Annotated in this window: 20 protein-coding genes and 2 tRNA genes; 19 read left to right on the forward strand and 3 right to left on the reverse strand. The window is 69.7% G+C overall.

Annotated elements, in window-relative coordinates:
• Window positions 1-152: 152 nt before the first annotated feature.
• Window positions 153-347 carry a hypothetical protein gene (locus ACIGYR_RS09390; RefSeq protein WP_030345093.1) on the forward strand — a complete coding sequence of 65 codons (195 nt, stop codon included), beginning with the start codon at window positions 153-155 and terminating at the stop codon, window positions 345-347.
• 171 nt (window positions 348-518) lie between these two features.
• On the opposite strand, the gene ACIGYR_RS09395 is transcribed toward ACIGYR_RS09390, so the two are convergent.
• Window positions 519-1,322, reverse strand: coding sequence for a tetratricopeptide repeat protein (locus ACIGYR_RS09395; RefSeq protein WP_399596023.1), 804 nt, complete (start codon window positions 1,320-1,322; stop codon window positions 519-521).
• A gap of 95 nt (window positions 1,323-1,417) precedes the next feature.
• Between ACIGYR_RS09395 and ACIGYR_RS09400 the strand changes: the two genes are divergently transcribed.
• Window positions 1,418-1,783: a tyrosine-type recombinase/integrase gene (locus ACIGYR_RS09400; RefSeq protein ID WP_399596524.1), complete on the forward strand. Its 366-nt coding sequence runs from the start codon at window positions 1,418-1,420 to the stop codon at window positions 1,781-1,783.
• 69 nt (window positions 1,784-1,852) lie between these two features.
• Here the strand turns inward: ACIGYR_RS09400 and ACIGYR_RS09405 are convergent.
• Window positions 1,853-1,923 (reverse strand) — tRNA-Gly (locus ACIGYR_RS09405).
• A gap of 161 nt (window positions 1,924-2,084) precedes the next feature.
• On the opposite strand from ACIGYR_RS09405, the gene ACIGYR_RS09410 reads away from it, so the two are divergent.
• From ACIGYR_RS09410 to clpX, 5 genes are all read left to right on the forward strand, one after another.
• Window positions 2,085-2,161, forward strand: a tRNA-Pro gene (locus ACIGYR_RS09410).
• Between the two features lie 179 nt (window positions 2,162-2,340).
• On the forward strand, window positions 2,341-3,729 hold the full coding sequence (tig, locus tag ACIGYR_RS09415) for a trigger factor (protein ID WP_399596022.1): 1,389 nt from the start codon (window positions 2,341-2,343) through the stop codon (window positions 3,727-3,729).
• A 441-nt stretch (window positions 3,730-4,170) separates the two neighbouring features.
• Window positions 4,171-4,776, forward strand: a complete 606-nt coding sequence (locus ACIGYR_RS09420; protein WP_202516528.1) for an ATP-dependent Clp protease proteolytic subunit — start codon at window positions 4,171-4,173, stop codon at window positions 4,774-4,776.
• A 69-nt stretch (window positions 4,777-4,845) separates the two neighbouring features.
• A complete protein-coding gene (locus tag ACIGYR_RS09425) occupies window positions 4,846-5,511 on the forward strand; it encodes an ATP-dependent Clp protease proteolytic subunit (protein WP_391838310.1) in 666 nt (221 codons plus the stop codon).
• A 170-nt stretch (window positions 5,512-5,681) separates the two neighbouring features.
• Window positions 5,682-6,968 carry an ATP-dependent Clp protease ATP-binding subunit ClpX gene (clpX, locus tag ACIGYR_RS09430; RefSeq protein WP_014672712.1) on the forward strand — a complete coding sequence of 429 codons (1,287 nt, stop codon included), beginning with the start codon at window positions 5,682-5,684 and terminating at the stop codon, window positions 6,966-6,968.
• A 65-nt stretch (window positions 6,969-7,033) separates the two neighbouring features.
• Here the strand turns inward: clpX and ACIGYR_RS09435 are convergent, their stop codons facing one another.
• Window positions 7,034-7,969 carry a hypothetical protein gene (locus ACIGYR_RS09435; RefSeq protein WP_399596018.1) on the reverse strand — a complete coding sequence of 312 codons (936 nt, stop codon included), beginning with the start codon at window positions 7,967-7,969 and terminating at the stop codon, window positions 7,034-7,036.
• A gap of 137 nt (window positions 7,970-8,106) precedes the next feature.
• Here ACIGYR_RS09435 and ACIGYR_RS09440 point away from each other — a divergent pair, with 137 nt between their 5' ends.
• From ACIGYR_RS09440 to ACIGYR_RS09495, 12 genes are all read left to right on the forward strand, one after another.
• A complete protein-coding gene (locus ACIGYR_RS09440; RefSeq protein WP_399596016.1) occupies window positions 8,107-10,731 on the forward strand; it encodes a valine--tRNA ligase in 2,625 nt (874 codons plus the stop codon).
• A 176-nt stretch (window positions 10,732-10,907) separates the two neighbouring features.
• On the forward strand, window positions 10,908-12,422 hold the full coding sequence (locus ACIGYR_RS09445; RefSeq protein WP_399596015.1) for a bifunctional folylpolyglutamate synthase/dihydrofolate synthase: 1,515 nt from the start codon (window positions 10,908-10,910) through the stop codon (window positions 12,420-12,422).
• A 9-nt stretch (window positions 12,423-12,431) separates the two neighbouring features.
• The gene (locus ACIGYR_RS09450) at window positions 12,432-12,794 is read left to right on the forward strand and encodes a DUF4233 domain-containing protein (RefSeq protein ID WP_391838317.1); all 363 of its coding nucleotides are present in this window, start codon (window positions 12,432-12,434) and stop codon (window positions 12,792-12,794) included.
• Window positions 12,795-12,860: 66 nt separating this feature from the next.
• Window positions 12,861-13,274 (forward strand): nucleoside-diphosphate kinase, encoded by a 414-nt coding sequence (ndk, locus tag ACIGYR_RS09455; RefSeq protein WP_391838319.1) that lies wholly within the window; start codon window positions 12,861-12,863, stop codon window positions 13,272-13,274.
• A 292-nt stretch (window positions 13,275-13,566) separates the two neighbouring features.
• Window positions 13,567-14,586 carry a rod shape-determining protein gene (locus ACIGYR_RS09460; protein ID WP_014672705.1) on the forward strand — a complete coding sequence of 340 codons (1,020 nt, stop codon included), beginning with the start codon at window positions 13,567-13,569 and terminating at the stop codon, window positions 14,584-14,586.
• A gap of 166 nt (window positions 14,587-14,752) precedes the next feature.
• A complete protein-coding gene (gene mreC, locus ACIGYR_RS09465) occupies window positions 14,753-15,691 on the forward strand; it encodes a rod shape-determining protein MreC (RefSeq protein WP_399596014.1) in 939 nt (312 codons plus the stop codon).
• Between the two features lie 13 nt (window positions 15,692-15,704).
• On the forward strand, window positions 15,705-16,382 hold the full coding sequence (gene mreD, locus ACIGYR_RS09470; RefSeq protein ID WP_391838323.1) for a rod shape-determining protein MreD: 678 nt from the start codon (window positions 15,705-15,707) through the stop codon (window positions 16,380-16,382).
• A 146-nt stretch (window positions 16,383-16,528) separates the two neighbouring features.
• A complete protein-coding gene (gene mrdA, locus ACIGYR_RS09475; protein WP_399596012.1) occupies window positions 16,529-18,787 on the forward strand; it encodes a penicillin-binding protein 2 in 2,259 nt (752 codons plus the stop codon).
• A complete protein-coding gene (gene rodA, locus ACIGYR_RS09480) occupies window positions 18,784-19,980 on the forward strand; it encodes a rod shape-determining protein RodA (protein ID WP_391838327.1) in 1,197 nt (398 codons plus the stop codon). The genes mrdA and rodA overlap by 4 nt, the downstream gene beginning before the upstream one ends.
• 223 nt (window positions 19,981-20,203) lie before the next feature.
• A complete protein-coding gene (locus ACIGYR_RS09485) occupies window positions 20,204-21,703 on the forward strand; it encodes a CHAD domain-containing protein (protein ID WP_399596011.1) in 1,500 nt (499 codons plus the stop codon).
• A gap of 70 nt (window positions 21,704-21,773) precedes the next feature.
• Window positions 21,774-23,735, forward strand: coding sequence for a TIGR03960 family B12-binding radical SAM protein (locus ACIGYR_RS09490; RefSeq protein WP_399596010.1), 1,962 nt, complete (start codon window positions 21,774-21,776; stop codon window positions 23,733-23,735).
• Between the two features lie 347 nt (window positions 23,736-24,082).
• On the forward strand, window positions 24,083-26,704 hold the full coding sequence (locus ACIGYR_RS09495; protein ID WP_399596008.1) for an amino acid permease: 2,622 nt from the start codon (window positions 24,083-24,085) through the stop codon (window positions 26,702-26,704).
• The last annotated feature ends 1 nt before the right edge of the window (window position 26,705 follow it).

Below are 26,705 nucleotides of genomic sequence, written 5' to 3' on the forward strand. Positions count from 1 at the left end.
CTGTGCGGAAGATCGCCCGAACCGGGTCGTCGTCCGACGTTGTGTCACGAGCCGCATACGGCGGCCGGGTTGGTGGCACGATGGTTCTGGCGGGGGTGCGCGGGCCGTACCTCCGGGCCGGGAGAGCGGACCGACCGAGGGTGTGATCAGTTGTGGCCATTTCACTGTCTGTGGTGCTGCTGTTGGCGATCATCCTGGTGGTGCTGATCCGAGGGGGGAACATCAAGGCCGGCCCCGCCATCGTCGCGATCCTCTTCGGTTTCTTCCTGGCCTCGACCGGCATGGCGCCATCGATCGACCGCTTCCTGAACTCGATAGCGGAGTCCATCAACTCGATCAGGTTCTGACCCGGTGGGGGAGCCGGCGGGCCCGAGCTGAACACCGTCCGCGGATGGCCGAGCCGGGACGTCACTCGTGCGAGTGCTCTGCCCCGGCCGCCGGACCACACGTTCCCGGCCGCCGACCCACACGTGCGTGTCGATCTCCGAAGGCGCGGTGTCCGCCGCGCTTTCAGGGCCTCAGGCCCGACCATCACCCAGGACCGTGCTGATCAGGGCCTCCGCCGCCCCGGGATCGCCGGCGAGCCGCCCGGCCTCGCGCATCTGCTCCTCGTCCAGGGCCCCGGCCTTCGCCAGCTGGATCGCCTCGTGGATGCCGTCTCCGTCGCCGTGCGCGAGCATGACGAAGAACCAGCGCACCGCCTGAACCGGGTCCGGCGCGGTGCCGAAGCCGTCGCGGTACCAGCAGGCGGCGGCATTCATCGCCCCTTTATGCCCGCGCTCGGCCGCCCAGACGTACCAACCCAGTGCCTCCTCGTCCCGGTCCAGCGCTGACAGCCGGTCTGCGAGCACGGCACCGGCGACGACGATCCCCTCCCGCGCGGCAGCCTCGAACAGCCGTAGGGACTCGTCGGGATCGTCGATCAGTTGGGCGAGGTTGAACCTGCCGTAGGCGTCCCCGCCCTCGGCAGCCGCCCGGAACAGCTCGGCGGCACGCTCGCGGTCCTCTTCGACGCCGAGACCCATCATCAGCATGTACCCGTAGGTGCGCTGTCCGGCCGGGTGCCCGGCCTCGGCCGCCGCGCGCGCATAACGCACGGCCATGGGCAGGGCCGACTCGTGGGAATACTCCAGATAGATCCCGGCGAGCAGCGCGGCGGCCTCCACCGACCCGCTGTCCGCCAGCGGTACGAGTTCGACGGTTACCCGAGTCGCCAGCTCGGCGCCCTGCGCACTGCCCTCCATGGCGGCTCGGACGAAGGCGTGCCCCGCGGCTATCCAGTCCCCGGCCTCGGCGGCCCTTCGTCCCTCGTCCAGATGCATGCACAGACTTTAAGACCGTTGTCCGGCGGGCTACAGGCGGGGCCATTAGCCGACCGTCCCAGCCACGACGTGTTCTGACCTCATGCACTGTGTGACTGCCTCTCGGGCGGGAGCGGGCGGCCGGCGTCGTCGGTCGCGTCTTCGTCGGCGCGAAAGGGGCCACACCTCGCCGGAACCACTTCAACGGGCTGTGGCACAAGGCGTGCGCCGAGGCGGGCATCAAGGGGCTCCGATTTCATGATCTTCGGCACACGGGCAACACGCTGGCGTCCCAGACGAACGCCGGCACGCGCGAGCTGATGACCCGGCTCGGCCACAGCTCGACCCGTGCGGCGCTGATCTATCAGCACACCTCCGACCGCCGTGAACGGGAGATCGCCGACGCGGTGGACGGGGTGATCGTGAACGCTCTGAAGCGGCGTCGCCGGCCGAAGGGGCACGCGGGGGACACGGACGGCTGAGCGACCCCCGGAACGGCCGAAGGCCCAGGAAGAGGAGATCAACCTCTCACCTGGGCCTTCGGCACACAGAGCGGGCGACGGGAATCGAACCCGCGTAGCTAGTTTGGAAGACTAGGGCTCTACCATTGAGCTACGCCCGCAGCAGGGCGCCGCAGGTCGGTGACCGCGGCACTGAAGGCATCGTAGCGGGTCGCCGGGCGCCGAGGCCAACGACTTCGGCACCGGGCGATCCGGGCGTGCCGCCTGGAGGAATACGGCCGACGGGAAGGGCCGGGGCATGTACCCTACGTGTCGCACCAGACGGGGTGTGGCGCAGCTTGGTAGCGCGTCCGCTTTGGGAGCGGAAGGCCGTGGGTTCAAATCCCGCCACCCCGACCACCGGCACATGACGTCGGGATGATCGCCTTTTGGGGCGCTGACCGGCTGCGGTTACTATGCAAGCTGCCCGCCCGTGTGTCCCGGCCCACTCGGCCTACGAACTCCTCCGGGCGGCGAAATCCGCCGGACCAGTCTGGCTCCGGCAGAACCCAAGAAGTCAGCCACAAGGAGACCGAACCGTGAAGAGCGCCGTGGAGACCCTGAACCCGACCCGGGTTCGGCTCACTGTCGAGGTGCCCTTCGAGGAGCTCAAGGACAGCCTCGACGCGGCGTACAAGAAGATCAACCAGCAGGTCACGGTGAAGGGCTTCCGTAAGGGCAAGATCCCCGCCCGAGTGATCGACCAGCGGTTCGGCCGCGGTGCGGTGCTGGAGGAGGCCGTCAACGACGCGCTGCCCAAGTTCTACACCGAGGCGGTCAACGAGGCCGAGCTGAGCCCGCTGGGCCAGCCCGAGGTGGACATCACCGAGCTGAAGGACGGCGAGACGCTGAACTTCACCGCCGAGGTCGACGTCCGCCCGGCCGTGGAGATCCCGGACTACTCCGGTATCGAGGTCGAGGTCGACGCCGTCGAGGTCACCGACGAGGACATCGAGAAGTCGGTCGAGCAGCTCCGTGAGCGCTTCGCCTCCACCTCCCCGGTGGAGCGCGCGGCCGAGGACGGCGACGTCGTCACCATCGACCTGGAGGCCAAGGTCGACGGCGAGGTGCTGGAGGACGGCATCGCCAACGGCGTCTCCTACACCATCGGGTCCGGCGAGCTGCTGGACGGCATCGACGACGCCGTCAAGGGCAAGTCCGCCGGCGAGGAGGCCACCTTCACCTCCGAGCTGAAGGGTGGCTCCGCCGCGGGCAAGGAGGCCGAGGTCACCGTCAAGGTCACCCAGGTCGCCGCCCGTGAACTGCCCGAGCTGGACGACGAGTTCGCGCAGCTCGCCTCCGAGTTCGACACCCTGGAGGAGCTGAAGGCCGACAGCCGTAAGCGCCTCGCCAACATGAAGCAGTTCGACCAGGCCACGCAGGCCCAGGAGCGCGTCCTGGAGAAGCTGCTGGAGCTGGTGGAGGTCCCCGTCCCCGAGAAGCTCCTCGAGGACGAGATCAACACCCGCAAGCACAACCTGGAGCACCACCAGCTCGGCCAGATGGGCCTCACCCTCGACAAGTACCTGGAGATCCAGGGCAAGACCGCCGAGGAGTTCGAGACCGAGACCCGCGAGGCCGCGGTCAAGGGCATCAAGACCCAGTTCGTCCTCGACGAGCTGGTCAAGAAGGAGCAGCTGAACGTCAACCAGGAGGAGCTCACCGAGCACCTCATGCGGCGTGCGGCCTCCTCCGGCATGTCCCCCGACCAGTTCGCCCAGGCCGTCGTCGAGGGCGGCCAGGTGCCGCTCCTGGTCGGCGAGGTGGCCCGTGGCAAGGCCCTGGCCGTCGTGGTCGAGGCCGCCACGGTGAAGGACACCAACGGCGAGGTCGTCGACCTGGGCGACGACGAGGAGGAGACCGAGGCCGCCGAGGCGTCGGCCACCGCCGAGACGTCGGAGACCTCCGAGGAGAGCACCGAGGGCTGAACCGCCCTACGGCGCCTCTGACGACGCGGACGGGCCCCTGGGAGTGTCTCCCGGGGGCCCGTGTCGTCCCCCGGTGGGCCGGCCCGGCCGCAGGGGCCTGGGGCGATGCGGCACGCGGCCCGGCGGCGCGAGTGCCAGCCGCCGCCACCACGCGCCCGCGGCCCGGCGACGCAGGGCGCCGCCCAGCCGCCACCACGCGCCCGCGGCCCGGCGACGCGGGGCGCCGCCCGCCCCTCCACGAACCGCCCTGGCCCCCGTGCGAGCGCTACGCCCCCGGCGAACACTCCCATCTCCGGGATTCCCCGAAGGGACCTGAGCGTTAGGGTCCATGAATACGGGGGCAGGGGAGTCTCCTGAAACCCCCCTCCAAGCCTCCGGCAGGACGACGTGAGACGGCCCGGCGCCGTCGTAAGACGAGCAGGTGGATACGTGACGAATCTGATGCCCTCCGCCGCCGGCGAGCCTTCCATCGGTGGTGGCCTCGGCGACCAGGTCTACAACCGGCTGCTCGGCGAGCGGATCATCTTCCTCGGCCAGCAGGTTGACGACGACATCGCCAACAAGATCACCGCACAGCTGCTTCTCCTTGCGGCCGACCCCGACAAGGACATCTACCTCTACATCAACAGCCCCGGCGGTTCGGTGACGGCCGGCATGGCGATCTACGACACCATGCAGTACATCCCGAACGACGTGGTCACGATCGGCATGGGCATGGCGGCCTCGATGGGCCAGTTCCTGCTCACCGGCGGCACCGCCGGCAAGCGCTTCGCCCTGCCGCACACGGACATCATGATGCACCAGGGCTCCGCGGGCCTGGGCGGTACGGTCTCGGACATCAAGATCCAGGCCCAGTACCTGCTGCGCACCAAGAAGACCATGTCCGAGCTGACCGCGCTCCACTCCGGCCAGTCCGTCGAGACGATCGTCCGCGACGGCGACCGCGACCGCTGGTTCACCCCGGCAGAGGCCAAGGAGTACGGTCTCATTGACGAGATCATCACGCACGCCTCGGGTGTTCCGGGAGGCGGCGGCACCGGTGCCTGACCTGCCCGGCCACGCCACGCACGGCCGAGACCGAAGCCCCCAGAACGCCACCAGGACGGTGAACACCCCATGACCAACTTCCCCGGCGCCGCCAGCGGCATGTACGAAGGGCCCCGCCCCGACAGCCGCTACGTGATCCCGCGCTTCGTCGAGCGCACCTCCCAGGGCATCCGCGAGTACGATCCGTACGCGAAGCTCTTCGAGGAGCGGGTGATCTTCCTGGGCGTCCAGATCGACGACGCCTCCGCCAACGACGTCATGGCGCAGCTGCTGTGCCTGGAGTCGATGGACCCGGACCGGGACATCTCGATCTACATCAACAGCCCCGGTGGCGACATGACCGCCCTGACGGCGATCTACGACACGATGCAGTTCGTGAAGCCCGACATCCAGACGGTCTGCATGGGCCAGGCGGCCTCCGCCGCGGCCATCCTGCTCGCCGCCGGTACGCCCGGCAAGCGCATGGCGCTGCCGAACTCGCGCGTACTGATCCACCAGCCGGCCGGCTCCACCGGCCGCGGTCAGCTCTCCGACCTGGAGATCATCGCCAACGAGTTCACCCGGATGCGTGAGCAGCTGGAGGACATGCTGGCCAAGCACTCGAACCAGCCGCTCGAGAAGATCCGCGAGGACATCGAGCGCGACAAGATCCTCACGGCCGAGGAGGCGCTGGAGTACGGCCTCGTCGACCAGATCATCTCCACCCGCAAGCTGAACAACAGCGCGGTCCGCTGACGCGGAACCGAGCACTTCCGGCCCCCCTTGGCGCGGTGCACGTCAAAGTGAACCCTGCCAAGGGGGGCCCGAACACCCGGTCCGGCAAGGTACCGTCGGACATAAGGCAGCACCAGGAGCCGCTGGACTTGTAACGTCCAGGCGTCTCCCAGGCGAAGGGGAAGCACACCGTGGCACGCATCGGTGACGGCGGCGATCTGCTCAAGTGCTCGTTCTGTGGCAAGAGCCAGAAGCAGGTCAAGAAGCTCATCGCAGGGCCCGGTGTGTACATCTGCGACGAGTGCATCGATCTCTGCAACGAGATCATCGAGGAAGAGCTCGCGGAGACCAGCGAGGTCCGCTGGGAGGAGCTGCCCAAGCCCCGCGAGATCTACGAGTTCCTCGAGGGCTACGTGGTCGGCCAGGAGGCCGCCAAGAAGGCCCTGTCCGTCGCGGTGTACAACCACTACAAGCGGGTCCAGGCCGGTGAGAACGGCGGCGCGAGCGGCCGGGACGACGCGATCGAGCTGGCGAAGTCCAACATCCTGCTGCTGGGCCCCACGGGCTCGGGCAAGACCCTCCTCGCGCAGACGCTGGCGCGCATGCTGAACGTGCCGTTCGCGATCGCCGACGCCACGGCGCTCACGGAGGCGGGGTATGTGGGCGAGGACGTCGAGAACATCCTGCTGAAGCTCATCCAGGCGGCGGACTACGACGTCAAGAAGGCCGAGACGGGCATCATCTACATCGACGAGATCGACAAGGTCGCCCGCAAGAGCGAGAACCCGTCGATCACCCGCGACGTCTCCGGCGAGGGCGTCCAGCAGGCGTTGCTGAAGATCCTCGAGGGCACCACGGCCTCCGTCCCGCCCCAGGGCGGCCGCAAGCACCCCCACCAGGAGTTCATCCAGATCGACACGACGAACGTCCTGTTCATCGTGGGTGGTGCCTTCGCCGGCCTGGAGAAGATCATCGAGGCGAGGGCGGGCGCGAAGGGCATCGGCTTCGGCGCCACGATCCTCTCGAAGCGCGAGCTGGAGGCCAAGGACGTCTTCGAGGACGTCATGCCGGAGGACCTGGTCAAGTTCGGCATGATCCCCGAGTTCATCGGCCGTCTCCCCGTCATCACCTCGGTCCACAACCTGGACCGGGAAGCGCTCCTGAAGATCCTGGTCGAGCCCCGCAACGCGCTGGTCAAGCAGTACCAGCGCCTGTTCGAACTCGACGGCGTGGAGCTGGACTTCGAGCGCGAGGCGCTGGAGGCCATCGCCGACCAGGCCATCCTCCGCCAGACCGGCGCCCGCGGCCTGCGCGCCATCATGGAGGAGGTCCTCCAGGGCGTGATGTACGAGGTCCCGTCCCGCAAGGACGTCGCCCGCGTCGTCATCACCGCCGACGTGGTCCTCTCCAACGTCAACCCCACCCTCATCCCGCGCGACGCCCGCGGGCGGGGCTCGGGGGAGCAGAAGACGGCGTAACAGACGGACGCACGCGAAGGGCCCCGGCCGACCGGCCGGGGCCCTTCGCGTGTCTCACGACGACGTCAGACCTTGACGCGGACCTCGTTGCGGAACTTGGCGGCCAGTTCGGCGTCGACGGCCGGGTCGCCGCTCCTGCCCGCCGCGAGGCTTGCGATATCCATCGGCATGACGAGGCCGAGGGTGCTGTGGTCGCCCCAGATGCAGATCGACATCGTCACGTCCTTGGGCCCGCCGGAGCTGCTGCCCGTGGGTGCCGTGGCCTGCTGGCACTTGAGGACCGCGCCGTTGAGCCCGGCCGGCTCGTACTTCTTCGGCTCGCCCTTCAGGGCGACGTCCTTGCTGTCGCTGTCCTTCTGGGACTCGCTCTTCATGTAGGCGAACATCGCGTCGACGGTCTTCTCGGGGTCGTCGATCGTGCCGTAGACACCGCCGAACTGGATCATCTTCAGGCTCAGCGGATTGTCGTCGTCCCCGGACTGGTACTGCGCACTGACGTCCTGCGGATCGTGCACGCCCCACTTCTCGGCGTCCTTCAGATCCTCGTCCGTCATCGTGTCGCTCTTGCCGTCCTTCTTCTTGTACTCCGTCAGCACCGTCTCCGGAGCCGTGAGCTTGTGCGGCCCGTCGTCCGCGACGCCGCCGCTGCCGCCGATCACGAAGTACGCACCCACAGCCAGGGCGGCGACCACGGCCACCGCGCCGATGATCAGACCCGTCTTCTTCTTCCCGCCGGCCGGCTGCGGGGGCTGGGGCACGCCGAACGGCTGCTGCTGGCCGTACGGGGCCGGCTGCTGCGGTACGCCCTGCTGCGGGTAGCCGTAACCGGGCTGCGGCGGGGCCGCGGGAGCCTGCTGGGGGTACCCATAGCCGGGCTGCGGAGCCTGCGGCTGCTGGCCGTAGGGGCCCGGCTGGCCGTACGGCCCAGGCTGCCCCTGCTGGCCGTACGGGCCCGGCTGCTGGGGCTGCTGGCCGTACGGGCCCGGCTGGTTGTGACTCATTCCTGGGTTCCCCTCCAGAAGCTTATGTGTTCCTGACATCCTGACCCAGGCCCGGAGGACGCACGGCACCGGGGGCCGCACCGTTACAGAACAAACGCGTTTCGGGACCGCCCCGTGACACCTCTAAACTGACCCCCGTGACCGAGAACGCTCAGCAGCAGCCACCCGCGCCCGACTCCGAACTGCCGACCCAGTACGCGCCGGCCGATGTAGAGGGGCCGCTGTACGAGCGCTGGGTAGAGCGCGGTTACTTCGAGGCGGACGCGAAGAGCGACAAGCCTCCGTTCACCGTCGTCATCCCGCCGCCGAACGTCACGGGCAGCCTGCACCTGGGCCACGCCTTCGAGCACACCCTCATCGACGCCCTGACCCGCCGCAAGCGCATGCAGGGCTTCGAGACGCTGTGGCAGCCCGGCATGGACCACGCCGGCATCGCCACCCAGAACGTCGTCGAGCGCGAGCTGGGCAAGGAGGGCAAGTCACGGCACGACCTCGGCCGGGAGGCGTTCGTCGAGCGCGTCTGGCAGTGGAAGGGCGAGTCCGGCGGACAGATCTCCGGGCAGATGCGCCGCCTCGGCGACGGCGTCGCCTGGTCGCGTGAGCGCTTCACCATGGACGAGGGCCTGTCCCAGGCCGTCCAGACCATCTTCAAGAAGCTCTACGACGACGAGCTGATCTACCGCGCCGAGCGCATCATCAACTGGTGCCCGCGCTGTCTGACGGCGATCTCGGACATCGAGGTCGAGTACCAGGACGACGACGGCGAGCTCGTCTCCATGAAGTACGGCGAGGGTGACGAGACCATCGTCGTCGCCACCACCCGTGCCGAGACGATGCTGGGTGACACCGCCGTCGCCGTCCACCCCGGGGACGAGCGCTACAAGCACCTCGTCGGCAAGCTCATCAGGCTGCCGCTGACCGACCGTTCCATCCCGGTCGTCGCCGACGAGCACGTCGACCCCGAGTTCGGTACCGGCGCCGTCAAGGTCACCCCGGCCCACGACCCGAACGACTTCGAGATCGGCCAGCGCCACGGCCTGCCGTCCATCACCGTGATGGACGAGCACGCCGTCATCACCGTCCACGGCCCCTTCCAGGGCATGGACCGCCTGGAGGCCCGCTCGGCGATCGTCGCCGCGCTGCGCGCCGAGGGCCGGATCGTCGCCGAGAAGCGGCCGTACGTCCACTCCGTCGGCCACTGCTCGCGCTGCAAGACCACCATCGAGCCGCGCCTGTCCATGCAGTGGTGGGTCAAGGTCGGCCCGCTGGCGAAGGCGGCGGGCGACGCCGTCCGTGACGGCCGCGTCAAGATCCACCCGCAGGAGATGGAGAAGCGGTACTTCGACTGGGTCGATAACCTCCACGACTGGTGCATCTCGCGCCAGTTGTGGTGGGGCCACCGCATCCCCGTCTGGTACGGCCCGAACGGCGAGGTCGTCTGCGTCGGCCCGGACGAGCAGCCGCCCACCGGCGAGGGCTGGCACCAGGACACCGACGTCCTCGACACCTGGTTCTCCTCCGGCCTGTGGCCGTTCTCCACCCTCGGCTGGCCCGAACAGACCGAGTCGCTCGCGAAGTTCTACCCGAACTCCGTCCTGGTCACCGGCTACGACATCCTCTTCTTCTGGGTCGCCCGGATGATGATGTTCGGCCTGTACGCGATGGACGGCACTCCGCCGTTCCACACCATCGCCCTGCACGGCATGGTCCGCGACCAGTTCGGCAAGAAGATGTCGAAGTCCTTCGGCAACGCGGTCAACCCGCTGGACTGGATGGACAAGTACGGCTCCGACGCCCTGCGCTTCACCCTGGCCCGCGGCGCCAACCCGGGCGTCGACGTCCCGATCGGTGAGGACTGGGTCCAGGGCTCCCGCAACTTCGCCAACAAGATCTGGAACGCGACCCGCTTCGCGCTGATGAACGGCGCGACGGTGGAAGGCCCGCTGCCGGACCCGTCGGCCATGTCGGCGACGGACCGCTGGATCCTGTCCCGGCTGAACTCCGTGGTCGCCGAAGTCGACGCCCACTACGAGGACTTCCAGTTCGCGAAGCTCTCCGACGCCCTCTTCCACTTCGCGTGGGACGAGGTCTTCGACTGGTACGTCGAGCTGTCCAAGACGGTCTTCCAGGCGGGCGGTGAGCCGGCCGAGGTCTCCAAGCGGGTCCTGGGCGAGGTCCTGGACGTCACGCTGAGGCTGCTGCACCCGGTCGTCCCGTTCGTCACGGAGACCCTCTGGACGACGCTGACGGGCGGCGAGTCGGTGGTGATCGCCGAGTGGCCGAACGACAGCGGCTTCCGTGACGCGGCGGCCGAGCAGGAGATCTCCACCCTCCAGTCGGTCATCACCGAGGTCCGCCGCTTCCGCGCCGACCAGGGCCTCCAGCCCGGCCAGCGGGTCCCGGCCCGCCTGACCCTGGACGGCACGGCCCTCGCCCCGCACGAGGCCGCCATCCGGCAGCTGCTGCGCCTGCAGCCGGAGGGCGAGTCCTTCACGGCGACGGCCACCCTGCCGGTCTCCGGGGCGGAGGTCGCCCTCGACCTCTCCGGCACGATCGACGTCGCCGCGGAGCGCAAGCGCCTGGCGAAGGACCTGGCGGCGGCCGAGAAGGAGAAGGCCCAGGCCACGGCCAAGCTCGGCAACGAGGCGTTCCTCGCGAAGGCCCCGGAGAACGTGGTGGACAAGATCCGCACGCGCCTCGCCAAGGCGGACGAGGACATCGCCCGCATCCAGGCGCAGCTGAACCGGCTGCCGCAGGCGTAAGCCTCCGTACGCCGCCGAAGGCCCCCGCGACCGCGAGGTTCCGGGGGCTTTCGCGCGCCCCGTCAGGGGCGCAGGGAGCCCCGCGGCCCTGCCACGGCCCGGCCGCGGTCGGCCGGCAGGACAAGCCACCCGATACCGGCGCCGCGAAGCCACCGTCCCCTCCGTAGACTGAACCCGTGAGCGACGTCCCGCACGAAAACGACCGGCCCGACCCCCTCGACGGCTTCGACGACATCATCGAGGCCGAGACCGACCGCGACCCCGACCTCGCGGTCATCGAGGCCGGCAGCCGCACCCTGCGCACCCAGGGAGGCCGGCCGCAGGCCGACGTACCCGCACGCCCGGAGGACCCGGAGGTCGACAAGGCCCTGCGCGACGTCGAGGCGGAGCTGGCCACCCGCTGGGGCGAGACCAAGCTGGAGCCCTCGGTCGCCCGTATCGCCGCGCTGATGGACGTCCTGGGCGAGCCCCAGCGCTCGTACCCCTCGATCCACATCACGGGCACGAACGGCAAGACTTCCACCGCCCGCATGGTCGAGGCCCTGCTCGGCGCCTTCGAGCTGCGCACCGGCCGCTACACCAGCCCGCACGTGCAGTCGATCACCGAGCGGATCAGCCTGGACGGCGCCCCGATCTCCGCCGAGCGGTTCATCGAGACGTACCTCGACATCAAGCCGTACGTCGAGATGGTCGACTCCGCGCAGGAGTACCGCCTGTCCTTCTTCGAGGTCCTCACCGGCATGGCGTACGCCGCCTTCGCCGACGCGCCCGTGGACGTCGCCGTCGTCGAGGTCGGCATGGGCGGCTCCTGGGACGCCACCAACGTGATCGACGGCGATGTCGCCGTCGTGACCCCCATCGATCTCGACCACACCGACCGGCTCGGTGAGACGCCCGCGGCGATCGCCTCCGAGAAGAGCGGCATCATCAAGCAGGACGCCACCGTCATCCTGGCCCAGCAGCCGGTGGACGCGGCGCAGGTGCTGCTGAAGAAGGCCGTCGAGGTGGACGCCACCGTGGCCCGCGAGGGCCTGGAGTTCGGCGTGGTGGCCCGTCAGGTCGCCGTCGGCGGGCAGTTGCTCACCCTGCGCGGCCTCGGCGGCGAGTACTCCGAGGTGTACCTCCCGCTGCACGGCGCCTACCAGGCGCACAACGCGGCCGTCGCACTGGCCGCCGTGGAGGCGTTCTTCGGCGTCGGCGCACAGCGCGCGGAGCCGCTGGACATCGACACCGTGCGGAAGGCGTTCGCGGCCGTCTCCTCGCCGGGCCGCCTGGAGGTGGTACGGCGTTCCCCGACGGTCGTGCTGGACGCCGCGCACAATCCCGCGGGCGCCGTGGCCACCGCCGAGGCCGTGCGCGAGGCGTTCGACTTCACCCGGCTGGTCGGCGTCGTGGGCGCGAGCGGCGACAAGAACGTGCGGGGGCTGCTGGAGGCGTTCGAGCCGATCTTCGCCGAGGTGGTCGTCACCCAGAACTCCACCCACCGTGCCATGGACGCGGACGAGTTGGCCGCGATCGCCGTCGAGGTGTTCGGCGACGAGCGGGTGCAGGTGGAGCCGCGGCTGCCGGACGCCCTGGAGGCCGCGATCACGCTGGCCGAGGAGGAGGGCGAGTTCGCGGGCGGCGGTGTGCTGGTCACCGGATCCGTCATCACGGTCGGCGAGGCCCGGCTGCTGCTGGGGAAGGGCTGAGACTCGAGGATGCGTACGCTCTGTGCATCGACCCTGATCGGCGAGTTCTTCGTCATCGGCTTCGCCGGGCTCGTCGCCATGAAGGACCCGGACCTGTCCACCTCGACGGTGTGGCTGGTCAGCGGTGTCGCCATGCTGGTGTGCGTGCTGCTGTGCGGCATGGTCACCCGCCCCGGCGGGGTGGCTCTCGGCTGGGCCCTCCAGCTCGCCCTGATCGCCTCCGGCGTCTTCGTCCCGACCATGTTCTTCATGGGCGCGGTGTTCGCGGCGCTGTGGTGGGCATCGGTGCACTTCGGGCGAAAGGTGGACGAGGCGAAGGCCCGATTCGCGGCCCGGGCGGAGTCCTCCTCCTCCACGGCTGACGCTGCGTGACAGGCGCCCCGACACGCCCTGTAACCTCGTCCCACCGCACCCCGCACGTCGCGTAAGGAGCCCCCCGTGAGCCAGCGCACCCTCGTCCTCCTCAAGCCCGACGCCGTCCGTCGTGGCCTGACCGGCGAGATCATCAGCCGTATCGAGCGCAAGGCGGGCTGGCGGATCACCGCGCTGGAACTGCGCACCCTGGAGCGGGCCACGCTGGAGCAGCACTACGCCGAGCACGTCGGCAAGCCGTTCTACGAGCCGCTGGTCGAGTTCATGTCCTCGGGGCCGGTCGTCGCGCTGATCGTGGAGGGCGAGCGGGTGATCGAGGGCGTGCGCCAGCTGGCGGGACCGACCGACCCGATCGCCGCCGCGCCGGGTTCGATCCGCGGTGACTACGGTGTGATCGTCCGCGAGAACCTGATCCACGCCTCCGACTCCGAGGAGTCCGCCGAGCGCGAGGTGAAGATCTTCTTCCCGGGTCGCGCGTAACGCCGGATGGCCCGGCGGGGTGCCGGCGGGCCGTGACGGAGCGTCCGGCAGCCCGTCTCCCGGACCCCGATCTTTCTGGCACGCGTACCGGCGATCGAGGGAACGAGCGTCCCCGAACGCCCGTCTCCACAAGCGAGGCGGCACGCCATCTGGTGACAATGGCGGAGACCCTCGCGCAGTGTTCGTGCAGGCGCGTTTACGATGGAAGCCTTCACGTCACAGCACCCGCCTCGCCGACCTGATATGCCCTCACATAGTCAGGAAGGCCAGATGAATCCGGATGGGGAACTCAATGTCGTTCATCGGCCGTGACATGGCTGTCGACCTCGGGACCGCCAACACGCTGGTGTACGTCAGGGGTCGCGGGATCGTACTGAACGAGCCGTCCGTCGTGGCGATCAACACCAACACGGGTGGGATCCTCGCGGTCGGTGCCGAAGCGAAGAAGATGATCGGCCGGACGCCGGGCAACATCGTGGCCGTCCGCCCGCTGAAGGACGGCGTGATCGCCGACTTCGAGATCACCGAGCGGATGCTCCGCTATTTCATCCTGAAGATCCACAAGCGGCGGTACCTGGCCCGGCCGCGGGTCGTCGTCTGCGTGCCCTCGGGCATCACGGGCGTCGAGCGCCGCGCGGTCATCGAGGCGTCCTCCCAGGCCGGTGCCCGCCAGGTGCACATCATCGAGGAGCCCATGGCCGCCGCCATCGGCTCCGGCCTGCCGGTCCACGAGGCCACGGGCAACATGGTGGTGGACATCGGCGGTGGCACCACGGAGGTCGCGGTCATCTCCCTCGGCGGCATCGTCACCGCCCAGTCCATCCGCGTCGCCGGCGACGAACTGGACAACGCGATCATCCAGTACATCAAGAAGGAATACAGCCTTCTGCTGGGTGAGCGCACGGCCGAGCAGATCAAGATCACGATCGGTTCGGCGTACGACCTCGACACCGACGAGCACACCGAAGTCCGCGGCCGGGACCTGGTGTCCGGGCTGCCGAAGACCGTCGTCATCTCGGCGGCCGAGGTCCGCAAGGCGATCGAGGAGCCGGTCAACGCGATCGTGGACGCGGTGAAGACCACCCTCGACAAGTGCCCGCCGGAGCTGTCCGGCGACATCATGGACCGAGGAATCGTTCTGACCGGTGGCGGAGCCCTGCTGCGCGGGCTCGACGAGCGGCTGCGCCGGGAGACCGGCATGCCGATCCACATCGCCGAGGACCCGCTGGACAGCGTCGCGCTCGGCTCCGGGAAGTGCGTCGAGGAGTTCGAGGCACTGCAGCAGGTTCTGGACGCCCAGCCGCGCAGATGACGTAACTCTTCGATTCCGCCGTACGAGACGTTCTCCTCTCGTGCGGCGGATCGTTGATATAGAGGCATAAGCTCCCCCAAATGGGCCCTCTTCGGTTCGCGCCGCACCATTCGCGTTTTCCGGGGGTCCCCGCATTCCTACTTGAGGAAGGGCACGGCCGCCGCACGTGAGGGACACGAAAGAGAGCCGGCTGCTCCTGGTCCTGCTGATCGCCATCGCGTTCGCGTTGATCACGGTGGACATCCGCGGAGGCCGGAACTCCCCGGTCGACGGTGCCCGGCACGCCGCGGCAGCGGCGTTCGGCCCGGTCGAGGACGGGCTGAGCTCCGCGGTCGACCCGGTGGGCAACGCCGTCTCCGCGATCCGCGACTCGGGCAGCCGGCACGACCGGCTCGCCGCACTGGAGAAGGAGAACGCGGCCCTCAAGGCCAAGCTCGGCAGCGACGACCGCAACCGCAGCCGCCTGGGGCAACTCGACAAGCTGCTGAAGGTCGCCGGCGAGGGGCAGTACGGCATCAAGGGTGCCCAGGTCATCGCCATAGGGTCGGCACAGGGCTTCTCCTGGACCATCACCATCGACGCCGGTGCCGACGACGGCATCAAACGGGACATGACCGTGCTCAACGGCGACGGCCTGGTCGGCCGCGTCACCACCGTCGGTCCCGGCACCTCCACGGTGCTGCTCGCCAACGACCCCGACTTCACCGTCGGCACCCGCATGGAGGGCAGCGACGAACTCGGCTTCGCCTCCGGCCAGGGCGACCGGCCGCTGCGCGTGGAACTGCTCAACGGCAAGGCGGAGGTGAAGAAGGGCGACCGGCTCGTCACCTTCGGCTCCCAGGCCGACCGGCCGTTCGTGCCCGGCGTCCCGGTCGGCGTGGTCTCCCGTGTCGACCCCTCCGGCGGCGGCCTCACCCGCACCCTCTACGTCACCCCCTACGTCGGCTTCACCAAGCTCGACATCGTCGGCGTGGTCGTCCAGGCCCCGCACAAGGACCCGCGCGACACCGTGCTCCCGACCAAACCGAAGCCGGTCCCGACGCCGACGGTGACCGTCACGGTCACCCCGTCGGCGGACGCCTCCGGCACCGACCAGCAGCAGTAGGAGCTTGAATCCCATGCGTGTCAACCGGATCCTGCTCTCCAGCGCGCTGGTCGTGGTGGCCCTGGTGATCCAGGTCAGCGTCCTCGCCCGGCTGCACCTGCCCGGTGCCGTCCCCGACCTGCTGCTGCTCACCGTCCTCGGCCTGGCGATGGTGTACGGCCATGTGGGCGGCGCCCTCGTCGGTTTCGGCGCCGGCCTGCTCGCCGACCTGGCCCCGCCCGCCGACCACGCGGCCGGCCGCTACGCCCTCGTCCTGTGCGTCACCGGCTACTTCGCCGGGCTCATCCGGCCGGAGAACGGCCGGCTGAAGTCGGCGACCGGCCCCATGGCCGTCGTGGTCGCCGCCGCCATCGGCTCCACCCTGCTCTACGCCGGGGTGGGCGCCCTGGTCGGTGACACCGCCGCCCGGCACGTCGGCCTGACCAGCCTGCTGATCTCGGCAGCCCTGTACGACCTGCTCCTCGCCCCGTTCGTGGTGCCCGGGGTCATGTGGCTGGCCCGCCGAGCCGACAACGACCCGCTCACCGAGACCGGCCCCGCGGCCAAGGCCGGTGACATCTCCTCCGGCTGGCTCTCCTCCGGCACCGGCCTGCGCATCGGCGGCCAGCGTGGCGGCCTCGGAACGCTGAAGGCCAAGGCCCGCACCCGCTCCGCCCGGGTCGGCCGGATCAAGGGGGTCAAGCGGCTGTGAGGGGCGCGGAGTTCACCCGAACGGGTCAGCTTGCGCGGAACGCGGGCTCACCGGCGGGTCGTTCATCATTCGTACGCGTGCAGCCGGTTCGTACAGACGCGCTTCGCGCACAGATGTCCGTGCACTGAGAGGGGGAGGCAGCCGCAGTGACCAACATCCCCGAGACCGGTCGGACCCCACGGGTCCAGATCCGGCTCGTCGTGATCCAGATTCTCGTACTCTCCCTCCTCGGCACGCTCGGCGGCCGGCTGTGGTACCTGCAGATCCGCGAGGGTGCCGAATACCAGAGGGAGGCGTCCGGCAACCACGTCCAGCAGGTGGTCGACCCCGCCGTGCGCGGCGACATCCTGGACGCCCGCGGCGTGCCCCTCGCGGACAACGAGACCCGCCTGGTGGTCTCCGCCTCCCGCACCGACCTGCTGAAGCAGAAGGACGACGGCAAGGCCGTCCTCAGCAAGCTGGCCGGCGTCCTCGGCATGAGCCCCACGGAGGTCGAGCAGAAGGTCCGGCTGTGCGACGCCAAGACCCCCCAGCCCTGCTGGAACGGCTCGCCGTACCAGCCGATCCCCATCACCGACGAGGCAACGGCCAAGCAGGCCCTGCAGATCCGTGAGCGTTCCGAGGACTTCCCCGGCATCACCGCCGAGCCCGAGGCCGTCCGCCGCTACGCGGGCCCCGGCAAGTCCAACACCGCGCAGGTCCTGGGCTATCTCTCGCCCGTCACCGACGACGAGATCCAGAAGGCCAAGGACACCGACTCGCCGTACCTGCGCTCCGACATGGTCGGCCGCTCCGGACTGGAGCGGACGTACGACAAGATGCTGCGCGGCAAGGCCGGCGTCACCCGCTACGAGGTCGACAACCTCGGCCGGGTCATCGGCAAGGCCAAGTCGGACGCGGCCGAGCCCGGTTCGAACCTGGTCACCAGCATCGACTCCAGGGTCCAGCGGGTCGCGGAGTACGAGCTGGACAAGGCGATGAAGACCGCGCGCCAGCAGTTCGACAAGATCACCGGGACGAACTACAAGGCCGACTCCGGTGCCGTCGTCGTGATGGAGGCCAAGACCGGCCGGGTCGTCGCGATGGCCTCGGCACCGACGTACGACCCGAACGTCTGGGTCGGCGGCATCTCGGCCAAGGACTACAAGGCCCTCACCGGCAAGAACTCGGACTACCCCCTGCTCAACAGGGCCATACAGGGTCAGGCCGCGCCCGGCTCGACGTTCAAGGTGGTCTCCACGGCCGCCGCGGTCGAGGCCGGCTACCCCTTCGACGGCCGCTACCCGTGCACCAGTTCCTACTCGGTGGGCGGCCAGGTCTTCAAGAACTTCGAGGGCGAGAACTTCGGTCCCATCTCCCTCGGCCGCGCCCTGGAGGTCTCCTGCGACACCGTCTTCTACGGTCTCGCCGACAAGGAGTGGAAGAGGGACGGCGGCATCAACCCCAAGAAGGGCCAGCCGAAGGACTACTTCTACAGGGCGGCCCACCAGTTCGGCCTCGGCAAGGAGACCGGGCTCGACCTGCCCAACGAGGTCACCGGCCGGGTCCCGGACCGCCAGTGGAAGCTGGACTACTGGAAGGCCAACAAGGACGCCTGGTGCAGGACCGGCAAGAAGGACGGCTCGTACGTCGAGAAGATCGCCTACGAGAACTGCCTCGAAGGCAACAAGATGCGCGAGGGCGACTCGATCAACTACTCCATCGGCCAGGGTGACACCCTCGTCACGCCGATCCAGGAGGCCGTGATCTACGGTGCCGTCGCCAACGGCGGCACGATGTACCACCCGACCATCGGCAAGGCGATCATCAGCGCGGACGGCAAGACCGTCACGCCCATCAAGCCGAAGAAGAGCGGCAGGCTGCCGGTCAGCCAGGCCACCCTCAAGGGCATGGACGACGCCTTCGCGGGCGTCATCACCCGCGGTACGGCGGCCTGGAAGTTCGGCGGCTGGCCGCAGGACAAGATCCCGCTGCACGCCAAGACCGGTACGGCCGAGGTCTACGGCAAGCAGACCACCTCCTGGCTGGCCACCTACTCCAAGGACTACACGGTGATCATGACGATCGCCCAGGCCGGTACGGGTTCCGGTGCCTCCGGTGAGGCGGTGCGCAACATCTACAGCGCGCTCTACGGCGTCCGGGCCGACGGCTCCATCGACGACAAGAAGGCGATGCTGCCCGAGCCGCAGAAGGACCTGCCCAAGGTCCGCGCGGACGGCACCATCGCCGCCCCGAAGGTCACCGGCGATCCGGCGAAGGACGCCGAGGCCGCCCAGAAGGACAACCCCACCAACGGTGACGACCAGCAGCCCGCCGGTACCACGCCCTCGCCCACCACGGGCAACCGCGACACCCGCAGGCGCCGCGGGCACCGCCCGCGGGGAAGCCGGAGGATGCCCGCATGACCGGCACGAACAGCTTCTCCGTCTCCGGGTACGGCCCCGAGCGGGCCGGCTGGACGAAGATCTTCGCCCGCGACTCGCTCACCCGCCGGCTGGACTGGCCGATACTGCTCGCGGCCACCGCGCTGTCCCTGATGGGCTCCCTGCTGGTCTACTCGGCGACCCGCAACCGCACCGAGCTCAACCAGGGCGACCCGTACTTCTTCCTGGTCCGGCACCTGATGAACCTCGGCATCGGGATCGCCCTGATGATCGCCACGGTCTGGCTCGGCCACCGGGCCCTGCGCAACGCCGTGCCGATCCTCTACGGCCTGTCGGTGCTCCTCGCCCTGGTCGTCCTCACCCCGCTGGGGGCGACGATCAACGGCCAGCGCAACTGGCTCGTCATCGGCGGCTTCTCGCTCCAGCCCGCCGAGTTCCTCAAGGTGTCGATCATCCTGGGCATGGCGATGATGCTGGCCGCACGCGTGGACGCGGGCGACAAGCCGTACCCCGACCACCGGACCGTGTTCCAGTCGCTGTGCCTGGCCGCCGTACCGATCCTGATCCTGCTGCTCATGCCCGACCTCGGCTCGGTCCTGGCCATGGTGGCGATCATCCTGGGCGTGCTGCTGGCCTCCGGATCCTCCAACCGCTGGGTCTTCGGCCTGCTCGTGGCCGGGGTGGTCGGCTGTGTGGCCATCTGGCAGCTGCACATCCTGGACGAGTACCAGATCAACCGGTTCGCGGCCTTCGCCAACCCGGACCTGGATCCGGCGGGCGTCGGCTACAACACCAACCAGGCCCGTATCGCCATCGGATCCGGCGGGCTCACCGGTGCCGGGCTCTTCCACGGCTCGCAGACCACAGGCCAGTTCGTGCCCGAGCAGCAGACCGACTTCGTGTTCACGGTCGCGGGGGAGGAACTGGGCTTCCTCGGCGCGGGCCTGATCATCTTCCTCCTCGGGGTCCTCCTGTGGCGCGCCTGCCGGATAGCACGCGACTCGACCGAGCTGTACGGGACGATCGTGGCCGCCGGGATCGTCGCCTGGTTCGCCTTCCAGTCCTTCGAGAACATCGGCATGACCCTCGGCATCATGCCGGTCACCGGCCTGCCCCTGCCCTTCGTGTCGTACGGCGGCTCGTCGATGTTCGCGGTGTGGGTCGCGATCGGGCTGTTGCAGTCGATCAAGGTGCAGCGCCCGATGTCGGCGTAGACCGAGGCCGCACCGTCCGTCACCCCGAGCCCACCCCGGGCCCGGGGTGAGCCGGCCCCGGACCCCGGGGGGCGAGCCAAGCACCCCGCCCGCACCCGGCCCCGCGCTCCCCGGCCACCCGCCCCGGCCCCGGGCACTCGCCGCCTCGTGATCTCCGCGCGACCCCGCCGTTCACCAAGGCGGCGCTCTGCCATATGGGCTCGGCTGCCACTAGATTCGATCCATGGCGGATACGAAACGCGAGATCGAGCGCAAGTACGAATCCGATGACAGCGGGCTGCCCGACCTGACCGGCGTAGGAAAGATCGCGGAGGTCCTGGACAGGGGCCTGGTCGAGCTGGACGCCACCTACTACGACACCGCCGACCAGCGACTGGCCGCCGCGGGCCTCACCCTGCGGCGCCGTACCGGAGGATCGGACGCCGGCTGGCACCTGAAGTTCCCGGTCGCCCCGGGAGTCCGGGACGAGATCCGGGCACCGCTGTCCGACACCGTGCCCGACGAGATCGCCGCACTGGTCCGCTCCCGGGTCCGCGGCACCGAGCTGGTCCCCGTCGTCAGACTCCGCTCCGCCCGCGACGTACGCCACCTGGTCGACGCAGACGGCGCCCTGCTGGCCGAGGCGAGCGTCGACACCGTGACCGCCGACCGGCTCGCCGGCAAGGGGGGGAGCGCCCAGTGGACCGAGATCGAGGTGGAACTGGCCGACGGCGGTGATCCGGCCTTCCTCGACCAGGTGGACAAGCGCCTGCGCAAGGCGGGCGTACGGCCGTCGAAGTCCCCGTCGAAGCTGGCCCGGGCACTGGAGCAGACCGGCGGCCGGCGGCCCGGCTCCGGGCGGCAGGCCAAGCCGGTGACCGCCGGCGACCACGTCCTCGCCTACGTGCGCGAACAGCGCGAGGCGATCCTCGGACACGATCCGGGCGTCCGCCGGGACGTGCCGGACGCCGTCCACCAGATGCGGGTGGCCACCCGCCGGATGCGCAGCACCTTCCGCACCTACCGCACGGTCCTCGACCCCGCCGTCACCGAACCGGTCTCCGTCGAGCTGAAGTGGCTGGCGGGCGAGCTCGGCGCGGACCGCGACCAGGAGGTGCTGTCCGAGCGCCTGCTCACCGCGCTGGACGACCTGCCGCCCGCCGCGGTGTCCGGCCCCGTGCGCCGGCGGCTCACCACCTGGGCGAGCGCCAGGCACAGCAGCGTCCACGGGCACCTCGTCGCGATCCTGGACTCCGCCCGCTATCTGGCCCTGCTCGACAGTCTGGACGCCCTGCTCGCCGACCCGCCGCTGAGGAAGAAGGCCGCCCGCAAGCCGGAGAAGGTGCTCGCCAAGGCCGCACGCAAGGACTTCGCCAAGGTCTCCCGACTGGTCACCGAGGCCCTCGACCTGCCGCCCGGCGAGGAATGCGACGTCGCCGTCCACCAGGCCCGAAAGAAGGCCAAGCGCACCCGCTACGCCGGCGAGGCGGCCGTCCCGGCCCTCGGTGGCCCGGCCCGCTCGCTGGCCAAATCCATGAAGTCGCTGACCAGCCGGCTCGGTGAACACCAGGACAGCGTCATGGCCCGCCGCACCCTGCGCGAGCTGGCCGCGGTGGCGCACGCGGCGGGGGAGAGCACCTTCACCTACGGGCTGCTCTACGGCAGGGAGGAAGCGCGGGCGGCGGACGTGGAGAGCGACCTGCCCGGCCTGTGGAACGAGATCAGGGCCAAGGTGTCCGTCTGAGCGTGAGGGGGAGTCCTCCGGGCGGGTTACGCTTGGTGGTCACCCCTGTCAGCTCATGAAGGTTCGCGAGATGCCTGTCGAGTCGGTTTTCCCGCAGCTCGAAGCTCTGCTCCCGCACGTGCAGAAGCCGATCCAGTACGTCGGAGGAGAACTCAACTCCACCGTCAAGGACTGGGACGAGTGCGACGTCCGCTGGGCGCTCATGTACCCGGACGCCTACGAGGTCGGTCTGCCCAACCAGGGCGTCATGATCCTCTACGAGGTGCTCAACGAGCGGGAGGGCGTCCTCGCCGAGCGCACCTACAGCGTCTGGCCGGACCTGGAGGCGCTGATGCGTGAGCACGGCGTCCCGCAGTTCACGGTGGACGGCCACCGGCCGGTTCGCGCGTTCGACGTGTTCGGCCTCAGCTTCTCCACGGAGCTGGGCTACACGAACATGCTCACCGCCCTGGACCTGGCGGGCATCCCGCTGGAGTCCAGGGACCGCACGATCGACGACCCGATCGTCCTGGCCGGCGGCCACGCGGCCTTCAACCCGGAGCCGATCGCGGACTTCATCGACGCGGCGATCATCGGCGACGGCGAGCAGGCCGTGCTCGACATGACCCGGATCATCCGCGAGTGGAAGGCGCAGGGCCGCCCCGGCGGCCGCGAGGAGGTCCTCCTGCGGCTGGCGAAGACGGGCGCGGTCTACATCCCGGCGTTCTACGACGTCGAGTACCTGGCGGACGGCCGTATCGCCCGCGTCGTCCCCAACCGGTCGGGCGTGCCGTGGCGGGTCTCCAAGCACACGGTGATGGACCTGGACGAGTGGCCGTACCCCAAGCAGCCCCTGGTCCCCCTCGCCGAGACCGTGCACGAGCGCATGTCGGTCGAGATCTTCCGCGGGTGCACCCGCGGCTGCCGCTTCTGCCAGGCCGGCATGATCACCCGCCCGGTGCGCGAGCGCTCCATCACGGGCATCGGTGACATGGTCGACAAGGGCCTGAAGGCGACGGGCTTCGAGGAGGTCGGGCTGCTGTCCCTCTCCTCCGCGGACCACAGCGAGATCGGTGACATCGCCAAGGGCCTGGCGGACCGCTACGAGGACGACAAGATCGGCCTGTCCCTGCCGTCGACGCGAGTGGACGCCTTCAACGTCGACCTGGCCAACGAGCTGACCCGCAACGGCCGCCGCTCCGGCCTGACCTTCGCCCCCGAGGGCGGCTCGGAGCGCATGCGCAAGGTCATCAACAAGATGGTTTCGGAGGAGGACCTGATCCGTACGGTCGCGACGGCCTACGGCAACGGCTGGCGCCAGGTGAAGCTGTACTTCATGTGCGGGCTGCCGACGGAGACCGACGAGGACGTCCTCCAGATCGCCGACATGGCGACCCACGTCATCCAGAAGGGGCGCGAGGTCTCCGGCTCGGGGGACATCCGCTGCACGGTCTCGATCGGCGGCTTCGTCCCGAAGCCCCACACCCCCTTCCAGTGGGCGCCGCAGCTCTCCGCGGAGGAGACGGACGCGCGTCTGGGGAAGCTGCGCGACAAGATCCGCGGCGACAAGAAGTACGGCCGCTCGATCGGCTTCCGCTACCACGACGGCAAGCCGGGCATCGTGGAGGGCCTCCTGTCGCGGGGCGACCGCCGCATCGGCGCCGTCATCCGCGCGGTGTACGACGACGGCGGCCGGTTCGACGGTTGGCGCGAGCACTTCTCCTACGACCGCTGGATGGCGTGCGCGGACAAGGCCCTCGTCCCCTTCGGCGTGGACGTCGACTGGTACACCACCCGCGAGCGCACCTACGAGGAGGTCCTGCCCTGGGACCACCTCGACTCCGGCCTGGACAAGGACTGGCTCTGGGAGGACTGGCAGGACGCCCTCGACGAGACGGAGGTCGAGGACTGCCGCTGGACGCCGTGCTTCGACTGCGGTGTCTGCCCGCAGATGGACACCCACATCCAGATCGGCCCCACGGGCAAGAAGCTGTTGCCCTTGACGGTCAAGAACGCGGCCCCGGCGCCCGCCTCGGGCGGCCACGCGCACTGAGCGGGCCAGGCGCCCGATCGGGGGCACCCGGGAGCGCAAGATCGTCATCGGCCGCATCGTGAAGCGGCAGGCCGAGTACAACCCCCGGTCCCGGCTCCGGTCGCCCCCGCGGGCGGCCGGAGCCGCGGCCTGTCCGGCCGGCCCCACGGCCGAGCAGCCGATGACGGTGCCGGTGACGGTCGGGATCGCCGGGCGAGGGGCCGGCGGGACGGGGCGTCCGCATGACGCATGCCCGGTGGCCGACCCGCCAAGTCTCCGGGTGCCGGGCCGCCCGGTCGGGTGACCGGAGGCCGCCGCGCGGTCCCCGCGCTGTTGCGGAGGGGAGCGGCACGGCGTTGGAATCAAGTGTGAGGCACTTTGGTGGCGCCGAGTCCGCCGGCCGCCCCGCGCCCGGGACGAAGGCCGGCCGGAAGGGGCTCAAGAACAACGCCCTGGGCATGTTCTCCTCGGTGGCCGTGGGCCTTGCCTCCGCCGGTCCGGCGTACAGCCTGGCCGCCGCGCTGGGCATCATCGTGGCCGGGGTGGGTCTGCAGGCCCCGATCGTCACGATGCTGGCGTTCCTGCCGATGCTGCTGATCGCGTACGCCTACCGGGAGCTCAACGCGAGCGACGCCGATTGCGGGACCACCTTCACCTGGGCCACCCGCGCCTTCGGGCCGCGCACCGGCTGGATGGGCGGCTGGGGCCTCATCGTCGCCAACATCATCGTCATGGCGAACCTGGCCGAGGTCGCCGCCGCCTACGGCTTCCGGCTGGTGGGCCTGGACCATCTGGCGGAGGACCGGCTGTGGACCACCGTGGCGGGCGTCGTCTGGATCGCCGTACTGACCACGATCTGCTACGTCGGCATCGGGTTCTCGACGGCCGTGCAGCGCTGGCTGCTGTGCCTGGAAGTGCTGATGCTGGTCGTCTTCGCCGTCTTCGCGCTGGTCCGGGTCTACACCGACCCTCCCCCGACGGCGATCCACGTCTCCGCCTCCTGGTTCAACCCGTTCGAGGTGTCCTCGGCGAAGGCCCTGACCACGGGCGTCCTCGCGGGTGTGTTCATCTACTGGGGCTGGGACACCGCGTTCTCCGTCAACGAGGAGACCGTCGACAGCACGCGCGTCCCCGGCCGGGCCGGGGTGTTGTCCATCGTCCTGCTCCTGATCATGTACGGGCTCGTGTCCACCTCGGCGCAGGCGTTCGCGGGAGTCGGCTCCTCGGGCATCGGCCTCGGCAACACGCAGAACTCGGACGACGTCTTCTCCGGACTGGGCGAGGCCGTGTTCGGGACCGACAAGACCGGGCTGCTCCTGTCGGAACTGCTGATCCTGATGGTGCTGACCTCGGCGCTGGCTTCCGCCGAGACCACCATCCTGCCTCTGGCCAGGACCGTCTTCTCCATGGCGGTCCACAAGGCGGTCCCCTCCCGGTTCGCCCGGATCCACCGCAGGTTCCTCACCCCGACCTGGGGGACGGTCGGCATGGGAGTGGCCGCGATCGCCGTGTTGCTCCTGCTGTCGTCGTTCAGCCGGAACGTTCTCGCCGACTCGATCGACTCGGTCGGTCTCGCGATCGCGTTCCAGTACGGGCTGACCGGCTTCGCCTGCGTCTGGTACCACCGCAAGGTCCTCACCCTCAACGTCAGGGATCTGGTCTTCAAGGGGCTGCTGCCGGGGCTGGGCGGACTGATCATGCTTCTGTTGTTCCTGTACGCCACCTTCGTGGTCTACGCGAAGCCCGGGTACGGCACGACCACCGTCGACCTGCCGGTGTTCGGCCGGACGGGCGGGGTCACCGTCCTGGGTGTGGGCGCCCTGCTGATCGGGGTCGTGCTGATGCCGGTGGTCACCCGCGGCCACAGCGTGGCCCTCAAACTGCAGCGGAGCATGCTTCCGCACCGCCTGCCGCCGCACACCGCCGTCGACTCGGCGAGCCGCTACCTGCCCGCCGACAACGGGTCCGGGGTGGGCGGCGACTGGTACGACGTCATCCCCCTGTCGGGCGCCCGGGTCGGCCTGGTCGTCGGGGACGTGCTCGGTCACGGACTGCGCGCCGCGGCCACCATGGGTCGCCTGCGCACGGGTGTACGCGTCCTGGCCCGGCTGGACCTGGCCCCGGACGAACTCCTGTCCCGCCTGGACGACATGGTCGAGCAGGGCATGCAGGAGGGCGGGTCCGGCCCCGATCCCGACAACCGGCGGCCGCACGCCGTGAGCTGCCTGTACGCCGTGTACGACCCCGTCTCGGGCGGGTGCAACCTGGCCCGGGCCGGGGAGCCCGCGCTGGCGGTCGTCGAACCGCAGACGGGTGTCGTCGGCTGTCCTGAGCTGCCGCCGGGACCGCCGCTGGGAATCGCCGGCCTGCCCTACCAGAGCACGGAACTGGAGCTCGCGCCGGGCAGTATCGTCGCTCTCTTCACGGACGGCCTGCTCCAGGCGGCCGACGACCGGGACGCCGGGATCGCCCAGTTGTCCCGGGTCCTCACCGACGTGGGGGAGCCCCTGGAGACGCTGTGCGACAGGGCGGTGGCCACTCTGCTGCCCGGTGCGGTGGACGTGGACGCGACACTGCTCGTGGTCCGTACCCGCAGGCTCGACCGGAACCAGTTCGCCGAGTGGGCGCTGCTGCCGGACCCGGCGGCGGTGTCCACCATCCGCACGGCCGTCAGCAAGCAGCTCGGCGAGTGGGGACTGGGCGACCTCGCATTCACCACCGAGCTCATCGTCAGTGAACTGGTCACCAACGCCATCCGCTATGTCGGCGGGCCGGTCCAGGTACGTCTGATCCGCGACCGGAGGCTGATCTGCGAGGTCTCCGACACCGGCCACACCTCGCCCAATCTGCGGCACGCCGCGAACGACGACGAGGGAGGCCGGGGCCTGTTCATCATCGCCCAGATGACCCGCCACTGGGGTACGCGCTACACCGCCACCGGCAAGACGATCTGGACCGAACAGGACCTGCCGCGGCCGGACGACCGGTAAC

The sequence above is a fragment of the Streptomyces sp. NPDC053076 genome, from assembly GCF_044546845.1.
In the GTDB taxonomy this organism is placed as follows: domain Bacteria; phylum Actinomycetota; class Actinomycetes; order Streptomycetales; family Streptomycetaceae; genus Streptomyces.

Coding starts and splice junctions, on each gene's coding strand:
- ACIGYR_RS09395 (WP_399596023.1), bottom strand. CDS start 1,322: ATGCATCTGGACGAGGGACGAAGGGCCGCCGAGGCCGGGGACTGGATA.
- ACIGYR_RS09420 (WP_202516528.1), top strand. CDS start 4,171: ATGCCCTCCGCCGCCGGCGAGCCTTCCATCGGTGGTGGCCTCGGCGAC.
- ACIGYR_RS09425 (WP_391838310.1), top strand. CDS start 4,846: ATGACCAACTTCCCCGGCGCCGCCAGCGGCATGTACGAAGGGCCCCGC.
- ACIGYR_RS09435 (WP_399596018.1), bottom strand. CDS start 7,969: ATGAGTCACAACCAGCCGGGCCCGTACGGCCAGCAGCCCCAGCAGCCG.
- ACIGYR_RS09450 (WP_391838317.1), top strand. CDS start 12,432: ATGCGTACGCTCTGTGCATCGACCCTGATCGGCGAGTTCTTCGTCATC.
- ACIGYR_RS09460 (WP_014672705.1), top strand. CDS start 13,567: ATGTCGTTCATCGGCCGTGACATGGCTGTCGACCTCGGGACCGCCAAC.
- mreD (WP_391838323.1), top strand. CDS start 15,705: ATGCGTGTCAACCGGATCCTGCTCTCCAGCGCGCTGGTCGTGGTGGCC.
- rodA (WP_391838327.1), top strand. CDS start 18,784: ATGACCGGCACGAACAGCTTCTCCGTCTCCGGGTACGGCCCCGAGCGG.
- ACIGYR_RS09485 (WP_399596011.1), top strand. CDS start 20,204: ATGGCGGATACGAAACGCGAGATCGAGCGCAAGTACGAATCCGATGAC.
- ACIGYR_RS09490 (WP_399596010.1), top strand. CDS start 21,774: ATGCCTGTCGAGTCGGTTTTCCCGCAGCTCGAAGCTCTGCTCCCGCAC.